Source organism: Polaromonas vacuolata (assembly GCF_012584515.1).
GTDB classification, from domain to species: Bacteria; Pseudomonadota; Gammaproteobacteria; order Burkholderiales; family Burkholderiaceae_C; genus Polaromonas; species Polaromonas vacuolata.
This window is the reverse complement of record NZ_CP051461.1, coordinates 834,712-848,708: the sequence shown is the minus strand read 5'-3', so window position 1 is coordinate 848,708 and position 13,997 is coordinate 834,712. Positions and strand designations below refer to the sequence as shown.

The 13,997-nt window shown below is 51.0% G+C and carries 15 protein-coding genes; all 15 read right to left on the bottom strand.

Going from position 1 to position 13,997, the window contains the following annotated elements; translation table 11 throughout:
- Positions 1 to 14 precede the first annotated feature (14 nt).
- A complete protein-coding gene (gene acpS / locus HC248_RS03990) occupies positions 15 to 407 on the bottom strand; it encodes a holo-ACP synthase (protein WP_168921375.1) in 393 nt (130 codons plus the stop codon).
- On the bottom strand, positions 404 to 1,273 hold the full coding sequence (locus HC248_RS03985; protein ID WP_168921374.1) for a pyridoxine 5'-phosphate synthase: 870 nt from the start codon (positions 1,271 to 1,273) through the stop codon (positions 404 to 406). Before HC248_RS03985 ends, acpS begins: the two co-directional genes overlap by 4 nt.
- A gap of 34 nt (positions 1,274 to 1,307) precedes the next feature.
- Complete coding sequence (gene recO / locus HC248_RS03980) at positions 1,308 to 2,057, bottom strand: DNA repair protein RecO (protein WP_168921373.1); 750 nt, start codon at positions 2,055 to 2,057, stop codon at positions 1,308 to 1,310.
- A gap of 32 nt (positions 2,058 to 2,089) precedes the next feature.
- On the bottom strand, positions 2,090 to 3,028 hold the full coding sequence (era, locus tag HC248_RS03975) for a GTPase Era (RefSeq protein WP_420372011.1): 939 nt from the start codon (positions 3,026 to 3,028) through the stop codon (positions 2,090 to 2,092).
- 290 nt (positions 3,029 to 3,318) lie between these two features.
- Entirely contained in the window at positions 3,319 to 3,996 is a 678-nt protein-coding gene (rnc, locus tag HC248_RS03970; RefSeq protein ID WP_168923657.1) for a ribonuclease III, read from the bottom strand.
- An 18-nt stretch (positions 3,997 to 4,014) separates the two neighbouring features.
- Entirely contained in the window at positions 4,015 to 4,335 is a 321-nt protein-coding gene (locus HC248_RS03965; protein ID WP_238342710.1) for a DUF4845 domain-containing protein, read from the bottom strand.
- A 41-nt stretch (positions 4,336 to 4,376) separates the two neighbouring features.
- A complete protein-coding gene (lepB, locus tag HC248_RS03960; protein ID WP_168921370.1) occupies positions 4,377 to 5,354 on the bottom strand; it encodes a signal peptidase I in 978 nt (325 codons plus the stop codon).
- Positions 5,354 to 7,165 (bottom strand): translation elongation factor 4, encoded by a 1,812-nt coding sequence (lepA, locus tag HC248_RS03955; RefSeq protein WP_168921369.1) that lies wholly within the window; start codon positions 7,163 to 7,165, stop codon positions 5,354 to 5,356. Before lepA ends, lepB begins: the two co-directional genes overlap by 1 nt.
- Before the next feature lie 492 nt (positions 7,166 to 7,657).
- Positions 7,658 to 9,133 carry a DegQ family serine endoprotease gene (locus HC248_RS03950; RefSeq protein WP_168921368.1) on the bottom strand — a complete coding sequence of 492 codons (1,476 nt, stop codon included), beginning with the start codon at positions 9,131 to 9,133 and terminating at the stop codon, positions 7,658 to 7,660.
- Positions 9,134 to 9,222: 89 nt separating this feature from the next.
- Positions 9,223 to 10,107 (bottom strand): MucB/RseB C-terminal domain-containing protein, encoded by an 885-nt coding sequence (locus tag HC248_RS03945; protein WP_238342709.1) that lies wholly within the window; start codon positions 10,105 to 10,107, stop codon positions 9,223 to 9,225.
- A gap of 182 nt (positions 10,108 to 10,289) precedes the next feature.
- Complete coding sequence (locus HC248_RS03940; protein WP_168921366.1) at positions 10,290 to 10,925, bottom strand: sigma-E factor negative regulatory protein; 636 nt, start codon at positions 10,923 to 10,925, stop codon at positions 10,290 to 10,292.
- A gap of 141 nt (positions 10,926 to 11,066) precedes the next feature.
- A complete protein-coding gene (rpoE, locus tag HC248_RS03935; RefSeq protein WP_168921365.1) occupies positions 11,067 to 11,702 on the bottom strand; it encodes an RNA polymerase sigma factor RpoE in 636 nt (211 codons plus the stop codon).
- A complete protein-coding gene (locus tag HC248_RS03930) occupies positions 11,699 to 12,226 on the bottom strand; it encodes a hypothetical protein (protein ID WP_168921364.1) in 528 nt (175 codons plus the stop codon). Before HC248_RS03930 ends, rpoE begins: the two co-directional genes overlap by 4 nt.
- A gap of 55 nt (positions 12,227 to 12,281) precedes the next feature.
- Positions 12,282 to 13,526, bottom strand: a complete 1,245-nt coding sequence (gene fabF / locus HC248_RS03925; RefSeq protein ID WP_168921363.1) for a beta-ketoacyl-ACP synthase II — start codon at positions 13,524 to 13,526, stop codon at positions 12,282 to 12,284.
- 109 nt (positions 13,527 to 13,635) lie between these two features.
- The gene (gene acpP, locus HC248_RS03920; RefSeq protein WP_011484542.1) at positions 13,636 to 13,875 is read right to left on the bottom strand and encodes an acyl carrier protein; all 240 of its coding nucleotides are present in this window, start codon (positions 13,873 to 13,875) and stop codon (positions 13,636 to 13,638) included.
- Positions 13,876 to 13,997 lie beyond the last annotated feature (122 nt).

Below are 13,997 nucleotides of genomic sequence, written 5' to 3'. Positions count from 1 at the left end.
ATTTAATTTGAAATTTAATTTTTTTCGACGACGCAAAAGCTAGCGGCGTAATCGGTCTCGTCAGTCACACTGATGTGAGCCGTCAAGCCACGGGCGTCAAACCAATCGCGCAAAGCGCCGTGCAACACTACAACTGGTTTGCCGCTTTCGGCATTGGCAATCTCACAGTCGCGCCAAGTCATAGGCATGCGCATGCCCAAACCAATTGCCTTGCTAAACGCCTCCTTAGCCGAAAAGCGACTGGCCAGATAGCTCACGCCGCGCTGGGTGCAGCGCCCGCTTCTGGCCTGCCAGACGGCAAACTCAGCAGCACTGAGTACTCTGCGCGCCAAGCGCTCGCCGTTGCGCTCTAGACTGGCGCGTATACGGCGTATGTCACAGATGTCTGTGCCTGTGCCGTAAATCATGCGCTCGTGACGCTGAGATTTACTGTATTTTCAGCTTTGGCCTTGACGGATATTTCGGCGCTATCAATGCACGCTTGATAAGCCTTGACGCTAGCGTCCAGTCCCATCGCAAGCGCATCGGCAATTAATGCATGGCCAATAGAGACTTCCTGCACGCCAGGCACAGCGATTAAAAACTCAGTCAAGTTGGCGCGATTGAGATCATGGCCCGCATTAATACCCAAACCCACGTCAATAGCCGCCTGCGCTGTTTCAACAAATCGGGCTAGAACGGTCTGAAGCTGCGCGCGAGCGTGAGCGTGTGTGCCAACACGTGCGATCGCATGGGCGCTGTTAAAAGCGCTGGCAAAGGACTCGGTATAGAGCTCAACCCGGTCTGCGCCTGCCTGCTTAGCCGCAGCCATGGCGGCAGGAACAGGGTCCATGAAAAGGCTTACCCGCACACCTCGCGCATGCGCCTGCGCGATCAAGGGTTGCAGTTGCAGCAAATCATGCGGAAAACTCCAACCGTGATCGCTGGTAAATTGGTCATGGCTGTCAGGCACAAAAGTGCATTGGTGAATCGGCAAACCACGGGCACTGAGATCGCGCACAAAGTCCATCAAGTTTTGCAATGGATTGCCTTCGACATTGAACTCACGGTCCGGCCAGTCTTTCATCAGCGCTGCGATTTCAAACACATCGCTGCCGCGTATATGCCGCTCATCAGGACGGGGGTGAACGGTAATACCGCGCGCACCGGCTTGCAAACTTAGCTCGGCAGCACGCAGCACATTGGGAACATCTAGGTGCCGGGTATTGCGCAACAACGCTATCTTGTTGATATTGACCGACAGCGCAGTCTTGTGTATGCCTAAAGAGTTCATGGCTAAGGGCTCGATTGGATTAGCGGTTTAAAAATTAAAGCGACTGCAAGTCCAGCATCATTTGCCGAGTCTTGAGAACTTTTACATCGCAATGGTAGTGTAGTAAGGTGCGCAATTGAGAGCGTAGGGCCGGCAGACTATTGACGCAAGCGTGCATCGTGTCAGAAAAAGGCGAGTCGCCGTGCAGCGCTTGCTGTAGCGTCAACCATTGCCTGCCGCTCATGCTGTAGCGGTCGTCCTCGTGCGCTTCACGCAGGCCGGCTTCGGCTAGCAATACATACTCCGTATCAGGATCGAGCGCACTTAACGTGCCAGTTTGAATATCAAGCATGGGTAGCAAGCCAATGTCGCGCAGCAAGCGCAACTCAAAAGCACGCAGCGCAACTTGCAGCGTATCTATGCTTTGGTTGGCTAGTAGCTGGACTGCTTTGGCATAGGCGTCGAACAAGACCGGATGCGGGTCATCCCGCGCGAGCAGCCGCATCAACAACTCATTGAGGTAATAACCCGAGAGCAATGCGTCGCCAGTCGGCATCACATGACCGCCCTGCCACTCCGCGCCCCTGAGGTTGCGAATCTCGGCATCCCCGCCAAAAGCAATATGCAGTGGCTGCAGCGGCAGCAATATGGGGCGAAAGTTAGAACTTGGCTTTTTCGCACCGCGCGCTATCAAGGCGATGCGTCCATAGCTGCGACTGAACACTTCGAGTATCAGACTGGACTCGCTCCAGTCATAACGATGCAATACGTAAGCCGGCTCATCGGTGATGCGTTGGGTGGCCACAAGCGAATCCGAAAATAACGTGCAAAGAATTTTTACTCGTAGCCAAAGGTCTTGACCCGGGCTTCGTCGTCAGCCCAACCGGAACGAACCTTGACCCAGATTTCAAGAAACACTTTGCCGCCGGTCAAACGCTCTAATTCATGGCGCGCTTCCGTGCCAATGCGCTTGAGCTTTTCGCCCTTCTCGCCAATGATCATGCCTTTGTGGCCATCGCGCTCGACCACAATAGTGGCGGCAACCCGACGCAAAGCGCCTTCTTCTTCGTATTTGTCGATGATGACAGTCGAGGTGTAAGGCAACTCGTCGCCAGTCAATCGGAACAGTTTTTCACGAATGATCTCAGCGGCCATAAAGCGATCGCTGCGGTCTGTGAGCTCTTCTGCGCCATACATCCAAGGTTGCTGGGGCAGGTATTTCTCACAAATGCCAAACAAGCGCTCGATGTCTTTGGCGTTGTTAGCCGACATAGGCACAAACTCGGCAAAGTCATGGCGCTCTTGCATGGCGCGCAGCCAAGGCGCGATTTCGGCGCGGCGGTGAATCAAATCGAACTTATTCGCCAGCAAAATGGCTGGTGTTTTAGCCGGGAGTAATGACAAAACCTTGGCGTCGGCCATGTTGAACTGGCCAGCTTCGACGACGAACACAATCAGATCTACGTCGTTAACCGCGCCGACAACCGTGCGGTTGAGCGAGCGATTGAGCGCATTGCCGTGACGGGTTTGGAAACCGGGCGTGTCAACAAATACGAACTGCGTTGCCTCGACCGTGCGCATGCCAGTGATGCGGTGACGTGTGGTCTGCGCTTTACGCGAAGTGATACTGATTTTCTGACCCACCAAAGCATTGAGCAAAGTTGATTTGCCGACGTTGGGTTTGCCCACAATCGCGATCAAGCCGCAGCGCTGCTCGCTCTCAGGTGGAATCGGTTTGGCTGGCGGCGCGTCCGGTGCGTCGGAAGCTGCATCCATATTGGTACGCGCTGACATGGCCTTGGACAGCATGGCTTCCAGCGAAGCGTCTTGGGGTGCGAGCACCTCGGAGGCGGATGGGCTGGACTGGGTTGCGTCTAGGCTGGAGGTGGGTTTGCGTTTGCCGGTAGTCATGTGGTGTGTCGGATCTGAAGGTGGTCGAAATTGTGGCCAATAAAGTGGCCAATAAAGTGGCCAAAAAGGTGGTCGAAAATTTGCAGCGGCACAGGTTTTACAAAGCTGGTGCCGCACAGCGGGAAATATTTTTTAAAAACGAATGGGCATTGCCTTTAAAGCGTCTTGATAAACAGCAGCATAGCGCTGGCGGCGGCTTGCTCACCGGCACGGCGCGAGCCGCCTATGCCGCGTTCAGAGCGGCGGTATTCGGCAATCTCGCATTCGACATCAAAAGTTTGCTTGTGCTCGGCCCCTTGAGTGCCAACCACGCGGTAAAGCGGCAGCTTCATTTTTCGGCCCTGCAGCCACTCTTGCAACTCGGTTTTGGGATCTTTGCCGATCGCCTGCATTTGGGCGTTGATCTCAACATCCGCAAACAGGCGCCGCACCAAAGCATTCGCAGGCTCAAAGCCGGCATCGAGATACACCGCACCCAGCACAGCCTCTAAAGCATCGGCCAAGATAGAAGGACGCTTTTGGCCGCCAGACTTGGCCTCGCCCTCGCCTAAGCGCAGCAGTTCTGGCAGGCCTAGTGACAGCGCTAACTGGTACAAGGTTTCTTGTTTCACCAAGTTGGCGCGGGCGCGTGAGAGTTCACCTTCAGGTTGATCTTTGAGACGCTCATACAAAAGTCCCGAGACAGCCAAGTTCAGCACTGAGTCGCCCAAGAATTCAGTGCGCTCGTAATGGTCGCTAGAAAAACTTCTATGGGTGAGCGCTTGAAGCAGCAAATTGGGATTAGCAAACTCGTGCTGTAAGCGCTTTTGCAAGGCTTGCAACTGGGGGGACAAAGCCTTAGTTGACGCCACTTATTGGGAGCGTCCGGAGTATTTGAGCAGCAAATACGCTGGACCCGCTATGTGAATTTCACGGTTGTAGGCAAACAAAACTATTGTTTTGTCATCTTCCTTACGAATATCCAAATCCTTGCCAGCAACAGAGTGAATGTCATCGACTAGTGCTGCACGGTCAAAAATAGCACGCACATCGGAAACAGTCTGGCCATCAGCGGCCTTGCTTGCGGCCTTGGTGATGGCCTGCTTTTCAATCAAAGTTGGAAAAACCTGCGCAATCATCACGCCGGCAAAACCGAGTACAGCCAAAAAAAATACCAAACTGATTAGAGACATTCCAAGCTGCTTATATTTCATATGTATCTCCAGTGAAGGCATTAATGAATCGAGCCGATGCGCTTTAAATTACCGAAATTCATCCAAACAAAAAAGGCTTTGCCAACAATGTTTTTCTCTGGCACAAAACCCCAGTAGCGTGAGTCCAGCGAGTTGTCGCGGTTATCGCCCATCATGAAATACTGACCTTCAGGGACCTTGCAGACAACGCCTTCACTACTGTAGCGGCAATTTTGTTTGAAGGCAAAATCATCCACGCCAGGAATAAACGCTGGACGATCGTCGTCATTAAGAATTCGGTAATGTTTGGTGCCGGTGACTTCCTCAAACTGCTTGGCGTAGCGCATCGCGTCTTCTTCAAAAAAGTCAGGCAGTGCCGATTTGTTTAATGGCACACCATTGATGCTGAGCTTTTTATTCAGGTAAGAGACCTCATCACCCGGCAAGCCAACTACACGCTTGATGTAATCCAAACTAGGTTTTGGTGGGTAGCGAAACACCATCACATCGCCGCGTTGGGGACTGTTGTTGTCTAAGACTTTGAGATTGAGAACTGGCAGGCGAACGCCGTAATGAAATTTATTAACCAGTATCAAGTCGTTGACCAACAGCGTTGGAATCATGGAGCCGGAAGGAATTTTAAACGGCTCAAATAAAAACGAGCGCAGCAAAAATACCACCAAAATGACTGGAAACAATCCCGCTGTCCAGTCCAACCACCAAGGCTGCATGATGATGCGACTTTTGGCTTCGCTGGTGTTGTCATCGACTTTGTCTATGCCCATTTTGGCCAACTCAGTGCGACGCTTAGCGGTGTTTTCTTCCAGAGCAAGCAAGGCCTTGCGACGCTCGGGCAAAAAGTAAAGGCGCTCAGCGAACCAATACAAGCCAGTAATCAGTGTGGCGAGAAACAGTAGCAGCGCAAAGTTGCCCTCGACTTGTCCGACGTACCAAGCAGCACCGTAACCAACAAAAGCCGCCAGTATTAAGGCCGTGATTGAGCTCATTAGATTGCGCATTAATCTTCCACCTGCAATATGGCTAGGAAGGCTTCTTGAGGCACTTCGACTGAACCGATTTGTTTCATTCGTTTTTTGCCTGCTTTTTGTTTTTCAAGCAGTTTTTTCTTGCGCGAGATATCGCCACCATAGCACTTAGCAATCACGTTTTTACGCAAGGCTTTGATCGTCTCACGCGCAATCACGTTAGCACCGATGGCCGCCTGAATGGCGACGTCAAACTGCTGGCGCGAAATTATTTCACGCATTTTGGCCACTACCGCACGACCGCGGTAGGCCGACTGACTGCGGTGAACAATGATGGACAGTGCATCGACGCGCTCACCGTTGAGCAATATATCGACCTTCACTACATCAGACGGACGGAATTCTTTAAACACATAGTCCATAGAAGCGTAGCCGCGCGAGACCGATTTGAGCTTGTCAAAAAAGTCCAACACTATCTCGCCTAGCGGCATTTCATAAGTCAGCATGACTTGCTTACCGTGGTAGGCCATATTGAGCTGCACACCGCGCTTTTGATTGGCCAGCGTCATGACAGCGCCCACATAGTCTTGCGGCATGTAGAGGTGAACTGTGACGATAGGCTCACGGATTTCGCTGACGCGACCAGCGTCTGGAATTTTGGATGGATTTTCGACCCGCAACACCTCGCCACTTGCGCTGAGCACTTCGTAGACAACGCTTGGCGCGGTAGTAATTAAGTCCTGATCGAATTCACGCTCTAAGCGCTCTTGTACGATTTCCATGTGCAGCAGACCGAGGAAACCGCAGCGAAAACCAAAACCCAGCGCTTCGCTGACCTCTGGTTCGTAGTGCAAGGAAGCGTCGTTGAGCTTGAGCTTTTCCAGCGCATCGCGCAGAGACTCGTACTCACTCGCTTCCGAGGGGTAAAGGCCGGCAAACACCTGTGGTTGAATTTCTTTAAAACCAGGTAGAGGTTCGGTCGCCGTAAAGGCGGCACCGCCTGAGCCGGCTTTAACCTGAGTCACGGTGTCACCCACTCGGGCCGCTTGCAATTCTTTGATGCCCGCAATGATGAAACCAACCTCGCCGGCTTCTAGCGACGGACGCGCCTCGGTATGCGGAGTAAATACGCCAAGCTGCTCGGCGTTATACATAGCCTCGCTGGCCATGAGTTTGATGCGATCGCCTTTAGCCAAACGACCGTCAACCACGCGCACCAGCATCACGACGCCAACATAAGCGTCATACCAGCTGTCAATAATCATGGCGCGCAAAGGACCACTGGCATTGCCTTTCGGGCAAGGAATGCGCGCAATGACGGCTTCGAGAATTTCGTCAATACCCATACCAGTTTTGGCGCTGCAAGCGATAGCGTCGGTCGCGTCAATGCCTATGACTTCTTCAATTTCTTTGCGTGCGTTATCCGGATCGGCTTGCGGCAAATCCATCTTGTTTAGCACTGGCACGACTTCAACACCTAGGTCGAGCGCGGTATAGCAATTAGCCACCGTCTGCGCTTCAACACCCTGACTGGCATCGACCACCAGCAATGCACCTTCGCAAGCGGAAAGTGAGCGACTGACTTCGTAGGAAAAGTCTACGTGACCTGGTGTGTCGATTAAATTGAGGTTGTAGACCTGCCCGTCTTGTGCTGTGTATTTCAGCGATGCAGTCTGGGCTTTGATGGTTATTCCACGCTCTTTTTCGATATCCATCGAGTCAAGCACCTGAGCGCTCATTTGACGGTCTTGGAGGCCGCCGCAACGTTGGATTAATCTATCGGCCAGCGTCGATTTGCCGTGGTCGATGTGCGCGATGATAGAGAAATTTCTGATGTGATTCATCAACGAAAACGCCTAAGTACTTGTGAGTATTACGAAGAAGGAAGGCTGCATTCGCAACAGACCATAAAAAAAGGCGCGTCTACAAGCGACGCGCCCTGAACCAACAATCTATGGCAACTGCGATAGTTGGAAGTTCATTGTAGGCAAAAAGCCAGATCGCCATAGCCCTGAAATTGTCATATCTTTGTCGTTGCAAGCTAGCAACGAAAAACTTATACACATGTTATCAACATAGCAAATTTATGACTTTGCAAAGGTTGTGGGTAATATGTAGATCACAGATAAATAGCAGTAAGAGCGGACAGATCCGGCAATGGAGAAGTCATATTCTAACCAAATCAGTTTCACCATCTTTTTTTAAAGTTGGCAATCACTAACAAAGTTCAAGTAAGGCTTAAAAAATATTTTTTAAAAGTCAAAAAAAGTCATCAAATTTAGCAAAAGCCTCTAATACCCATTGAGTTTTAGAGGTCTTTTTCTAATCTATAAGACTTAACGAGCCGATTTAATTAACGCATATTGAGCCAACTCACCGCGCCGGAACAACACATTAACGGGTTTTGCCTTATCCGCCTTGGACAAAGCGTTATCAAAATCTTTAACATTATTGATCTCGGCATTGCCTAAAGACACGATCACATCGCCTTCACGCAAGCCAGCACGTGCTGCAGGACCCGTTGCACTGTCGACTTTTACGCCGCCAGTGAGTTTGCTCTCTTTCATTTGCACGTCTGTCAGATTGCTAATCACCAATCCAATGACTTGAGCCGGACCAGCGACTGGGGCTTTAGGTTTCGGTGCGGAAGTTTTAACCACTGGTTTTTCGGACTCGACTTCAGCGATAGTGACCGTCAAATCTTTGGTCGCACCACGTCGAAAGACCGTCACAACCGATTTGCTGCCGGGCTTGATCTTGCCCACCATGAGAGGCAATTCGCTAAAGCGTTCAATCGCTTTGCCATCAAACTTGATGATGATGTCGCCCGCTTCTATGCCGGCTTTTTCAGCTGGACCACCGGATTCAACACCGCGCACCAACGCGCCTTGTGGGCTGGCTAATCCCAAAGATTCAGCAATATCTTTTCCGACTTGGTCTATCTGCACACCGATACGGCCGCGAGTGACCTTGCCAGTGGCGCGTAATTGCTCAGCAACACGCGTGGCTTCATCGATGGGAATTGCAAAAGAGATACCTTGAAAGCCACCCGAGCGTGAATAGATCTGGCTGTTAATGCCAACTACCTCACCGCGCATATTAATCAAAGGACCACCGGAATTGCCGGGATTAATCGCCACGTCGGTCTGTATCAGCGGTATGTAGTCGCCGGTATCGCGCTGTTTGGCGCTGACGATGCCGGAAGTCACCGTATTCTCCAAACCAAACGGTGAGCCTATGGCCATCACCCATTCGCCGACCTTCAAGCGTGAAATATCACCAATCTTGACCGCTGGTAAACCAGTGGCTTCTATCTTCAATACAGCGACGTCACTGCGTTTATCAGAGCCTATGACCTTGGCCTTGAACTCGCGTTTATCGGTCAAGGTCACTATCACTTCATCAGCGCCTTCTACGACGTGGGCATTGGTCATGACAAAGCCATCAGCCGTGAGAATAAATCCGGAGCCAATGCCACGTGGCTGCTCTTCATCTGGCTGAGGCTTGACTTGGCCACGGTCTGGACGCGGTGCGCGCATGCCCGGTGGAACCGGAATACCAAAACGTTTGAAAAATTCAAGCATCTGCTCGTCAGGTGCGCCATCGGTAGCAGCAGCACTGGCTTTAACCAATTCGGACGTGCGAATATTCACAACCGACGGGCCAACTTGCTCAACCAAATCAGTGAAGTCTGGCAAGGTACGAACCTGCGCCCAGACGGATTGCGTCGGCAGTACTGTGGTGCTGGCCGCAATGACCATCATGCCGGCGGTGAGCCAAAAGCGCAGGGGTTTTAACTTCAATGTACGCATGTCAATGCACCTCTTTATCAATGTTGAAAATTAGAAAATTAAAAAAACCGAATACTGAGCTGGAAAATATTGATACCAGCAATCTCAATCTATTTCTTACTTTCAAGTGCGTTGGCAAAAAGCTGTAGCGTACTCATGGGTACTTCACCCACAACAGTAATCAAGTGGGCCCCAAGCTTGCGTGTCATGCTTTGTGTTGCACCCAAAGCCATGCTGGACTCGCGGTCTTGGCGCTGAGCGTCATAGGGTTCGACAAACAGGGAAACAGATGCCAGACCGTCAGAAAACGTGCACTGCAACGGATCGCTCGCATTGGCTGTGTTGGCACCAGAAGGCGGGCGCTTATAACAACTCATTGGCATAAAGCCGGGAATCGGCGATATCAATTGCCAGCCTTCGCTACTTGCTTTGGTTTTAATTAGCATTGGCTGCTCGACCCGATAGCCTTCAACCTTATTCATCATTTGTAATAAATGATCCATCTTCACAGGAGCGCCTAGCTGCAATTCAGAAAACGCTGCTTGCTCTAGCACTTGAGCCTTGGTATTGAGCGTTTGCAATTTAACAACCAGGCCATTTTTTTTCTCGACCCAGATACGGTAGCCAAAGCGCAAATTGTCTTTCGGTATCAGCCGCACAACGTCGGCGTCAACGCCTGCGACACGCCCTACTCCATCAGGTTTGACTTCATAAAAGTCTGCGATACGACTGTCAGCGGACTTGAGTAAATCCGGAAACATGCCCAGTGATTCGCGCTTTTCTTTCAACAATATTTTTTGCTCGGGCACAAAAGTCATGACCAAATCGTTGTGTCGAAAAACCGAACGCGGCGCACCTGTCAGGCTTTCAACGCGTTCGACTAGTTGCTCACCTTCGCAGACATGCCAGATTTTGGCGCTAGACATATTAGCGCCAGCCGAGACTACAAAAGTGCCCACATAAGTACGGCTCTTAGAGGCCTCATGCATACGCATCAGCCAGTCATTTATGTTTTTAGAGTGGAAAGAGGACTCAACACTAGGCGGTGCTTGCGGGCTCGGGGGCGTCTGCGACTTTGCTTGCACAGTACCGATTACGGCAAGCACTGCGATCAAAAAAGGTTTACAAAAAAACTTGTATTTCATATTTGATTTAACACCGCGTGATCAGAAAATACTTATCGCGAACCATTTTGTTGAGCCTCAAATGTTGCGTTACGGAGAAACCCCGAAGGCACTTGAAGCGCCGAGGTGCCGCCCATTTGACGGTGTGCTGCGAGCAACTCTTGAAATCGAGCATCACGAACTATATTGCCTTGGGGCGAAGCGATTAATACTTGCTCGCTTGGCACTTGCGTTGACTGTGCCAGTTGGGTTTCAGGAGCAGTTGAGAGCGTGGAAAAACTATTCAATGCAATCACCGACACTGCAGCGAGTGATGCAAAACCTGCAACCATCTTCCAGCGAAACAGGCTGTCGTTAGCCGCCGGAGTTGGCACTAAAGTTGGCGAGGTCGGAATCTGCAACGCAGAAAATAAAGCCAATGGTTGAACTTGCAGCGCCGGCTCTTGAGCTAGGCGCAACTTCAATTTATCCAGAAAAATTGGGCTTGCGCCTTGTGAGACTTGGTCAAAAGCTCCAGCAGGATTGCGCAGCACGTTGCCAATGATCTGGTAGCTATTCCAACTTTCCAGGGCATTACTGTCTTGGCTACAGGAGGCTAAAGCCAGCGTCAATTCATCTTGCATTAATTCGCCATCGGCCAAGGCTGACAGGAGTTCGCGTGAGGCTATTGACGTTGGTTTGGTATTCATGGCTTTGCTACTTTTGGCCGGCCGCTGACAGCACAAATTTGCAGCAGCGGGAGGGGTCAGTTGTTGTCGTAATTCGAGTTCTAAAACAATTCGTTAAATAAGTACGCGCAGATAAAAAAATACAGCGGAAACTTTTACTTTTTACCAACGCTTTCCGGATTGGTTCTCAAGCAATGGTTTGATTTTTTGTGAGATAGCTTCACGCGCCCTAAAAATACGTGAGCGTATGGTGCCTATCGGACAATTCATAGCCAGCGATATCTCTTCATAACTCAGTCCTTCTATTTCACGCAAGGTGATGGCTTGCCTAAGTTCCTCGGGTAAGGCGTCCATTGCAGCATTGACCATTTCGGCAATTTCTTTGCTGGCAAGTACTGCTTCGGGTGTCTCAGAACTTGTTTGTTCGTTCTCGATCCGAGAAGTTTCATCGTCATCGCTAGATTTAAAGAAATTTTCAGAAACTGTCGGGTTACGCTTTAAATCCATCAATGCTTTTTTGGCGGTATTGACGGCAATACGGTATAGCCAGGTGTAGAACTGCGCTTCGCCCCGGAACTGTGCCAACGCACGGTAGGCGCGAATGAAAGTGTCTTGGGCGATGTCTTCGACTAAATCGACGTCACGCACCATGCGGCCAATTAGCCGCTGAATACGCTTTTCATATTTAATCACCAACAGCTCAAAGGCTTTTTGGTCGCCCGCAACAGTGCGTTCGACCAGCATCATGTCGGTGTTCTCAGCCGGCACTACGGCTTTGGAGATATCTTCTGCGCTCATAGCTGGAAATTCGTTCGATCAGAATTGCCATGCAACTCAAGGCCGTGTTCAAGGCCAATATCCCTATGCGGTGCGTAAATTGCACGACGCAAATCCAGCCAACGATGGGGCGCGTTTTTACGTTCAAGCCAAAGCCACTGGCAAGCGTGGGACTGATTTTCCATTCGAATTAGCAGCCAGCTTTGAAAATCCACGATGACACAGATGGATTGCTCTTGCTCTTGCTCTTGCTCTTGCTTATGTTTTTGCGCTAGCGTGTGACCCGCTTGGCTTTCCCAACGCCAGCATTTACCGTCCCAGTGCAGTTGGCCATGATCTGCGCTGCGCCAACACCTGAGCGCGGTCACACCGACTACCAACAAGACGGCCGCAACTGCTGCAAAGATAAATGCAGAACCGCCCGCTGTTAGCAGCCAACCAGACAGCGTTAGCAAGCCACAAGTCCAAGCCAGTACTAAGCCATACGCTTCAAGCAAAGAACGCCCCGAAGGATAAATAACCGGGGGGGCGTTATAGCGATTCACAAAGCACCTGGTAGTCAGGCCGAACACAGGCAGTAAGAGTGCGTGCCAAGACGCGTCAAACGCGCTTAAACACCAGCGTGCCGTTGGTGCCGCCAAAGCCAAAATTATTTTTAACCACAGTTTCCATCTTGACGTCTCGCGCTATGTTGGCGCAAAAGTCCAAGTCGCACTCTGGGTCTTGGTTAAAAATATTAATCGTTGGTGGAATTTTTTGGTGATGCAGTGCTAACACGGTAAACACCGACTCTACGCCGCCAGCACCGCCAAGCAAATGGCCGGTCATGGATTTGGTCGAGCTGACCATGAGCTTTTTGGCGTGATCGCCAAAAGTCGCCTTAATCGCTTTAGTCTCGTTCAAATCTCCAATCGGCGTGGATGTACCGTGGGCGTTGATGTAATCAACCTCATCGATATTCACAGCAGCGTTTTTCAACGCCATCAACATGGCACGACTCGGGCCATCGCTGTCTGGAGCAGTCATGTGAAAAGCGTCGGCACTCATACCAAAACCGGTGATTTCAGCGTAGATTTTTGCGCCGCGCGCTTTAGCATGCTCGTACTCTTCGAGCACCATCACGCCGCCGCCTTCACCTAGCACAAAGCCATCTCTGTCTTTGTCCCAAGGCCGCGAAGCAGTTTTGGGATCTTCATTACGGGTTGACAGTGCGCGTGCTGCGCAAAAGCCGCCAACACCTAGTGGCGAGACAGTCGCTTCGGCGCCGCCAGCAATCATCACATCGCAGTCACCGTACTCAATCATGCGGGCTGACATGCCTATGGCATGCAAGCCAGAAGTGCAAGCCGTTGCAACCGCCAAATTCGGGCCTTTAAAGCCAAACTTGATCGCCACATGACCTGAAATCATGTTGATGATGGAAGCGGGTACGAAGAAAGGAGAAATCCGACGCGGACCGCGCTCGGTTAATTCACCATGGGTTTGTTCGATCATTGGCAGACCGCCAATGCCAGAGCCTATGTTGCAGCCTATGCGGGTGGCTAATTCGTGATCTAAAGCATCACCGGTCGGCAGGCCGCTGTCGACAATTGCTTGACATGCGGCGGCAAGACCTAGATGGATAAAGCGGTCCATATGACGCGCTTCTTTTTCAGGGATGTAATCCGTAATTTTGAAGCCTTTGGCTTCGCCAGCGAACTTGCAAGAAAAGTTGCTCGCATCAAAGTGGGTTATTAAATCGATGCCGGAATTTCCGGCAAGCAGGTTTGACCAGGACTCGGCCACGGTGTTGCCGACTGGGCTGACACATCCGAGACCTGTCACTACGACACGACGACGACTCATTCATAAATCCTGGAAAAAAACCTGAATAACCATCAACGGTTTTTCAGGTTTGATGGCGGCTAGGCCGCAGGTAAAGAAAAGAAAGCCGGTGAAGGCTTTCTAGTTGGCATCAAGCCTTTTGATGGGTATTGGCGTAATCAATGGCGTTCTGGACGGTGGTGATTTTCTCGGCGTCCTCGTCTGGAATTTCAATTCCAAACTCGTCTTCCAGAGCCATCACCAGTTCTACGGTGTCAAGAGAGTCAGCGCCAAGATCGGCCACAAAGGCTTTCTCGCTGGTAACTTGACCTTCTTCTACGCCAAGCTGTTCGGCAATGATTTTCTTAACGCGTGCTTCGATATCGCTCATAAATCCCTCTGAGGGTTGTAAATTAATCCGTAATTTTACCGCGTTAGGAGTTGTCCTCCTAAGCGCCGGGCCGGACGGATAATAACCGGCTTCAGTTTGATCAGTGTTTTACCACTGTCAAA

Bases quoted from the DNA above. Each gene is read 5' to 3' on its own strand.
- acpS (WP_168921375.1), bottom strand. From the start codon at position 407: ATGATTTACGGCACAGGCACAGACATCTGTGACATACGCCGTATACGC.
- HC248_RS03985 (WP_168921374.1), bottom strand. From the start codon at position 1,273: ATGAACTCTTTAGGCATACACAAGACTGCGCTGTCGGTCAATATCAAC.
- era (WP_420372011.1), bottom strand. From the start codon at position 3,028: ATGGATGCAGCTTCCGACGCACCGGACGCGCCGCCAGCCAAACCGATT.
- HC248_RS03965 (WP_238342710.1), bottom strand. From the start codon at position 4,335: ATGTCTCTAATCAGTTTGGTATTTTTTTTGGCTGTACTCGGTTTTGCC.
- lepB (WP_168921370.1), bottom strand. From the start codon at position 5,354: ATGCGCAATCTAATGAGCTCAATCACGGCCTTAATACTGGCGGCTTTT.
- lepA (WP_168921369.1), bottom strand. From the start codon at position 7,165: ATGAATCACATCAGAAATTTCTCTATCATCGCGCACATCGACCACGGC.
- HC248_RS03950 (WP_168921368.1), bottom strand. From the start codon at position 9,133: ATGCGTACATTGAAGTTAAAACCCCTGCGCTTTTGGCTCACCGCCGGC.
- HC248_RS03945 (WP_238342709.1), bottom strand. From the start codon at position 10,107: ATGCGTATGCATGAGGCCTCTAAGAGCCGTACTTATGTGGGCACTTTT.
- HC248_RS03940 (WP_168921366.1), bottom strand. From the start codon at position 10,925: ATGAATACCAAACCAACGTCAATAGCCTCACGCGAACTCCTGTCAGCC.
- rpoE (WP_168921365.1), bottom strand. From the start codon at position 11,702: ATGAGCGCAGAAGATATCTCCAAAGCCGTAGTGCCGGCTGAGAACACC.
- fabF (WP_168921363.1), bottom strand. From the start codon at position 13,526: ATGAGTCGTCGTCGTGTCGTAGTGACAGGTCTCGGATGTGTCAGCCCA.
- acpP (WP_011484542.1), bottom strand. From the start codon at position 13,875: ATGAGCGATATCGAAGCACGCGTTAAGAAAATCATTGCCGAACAGCTT.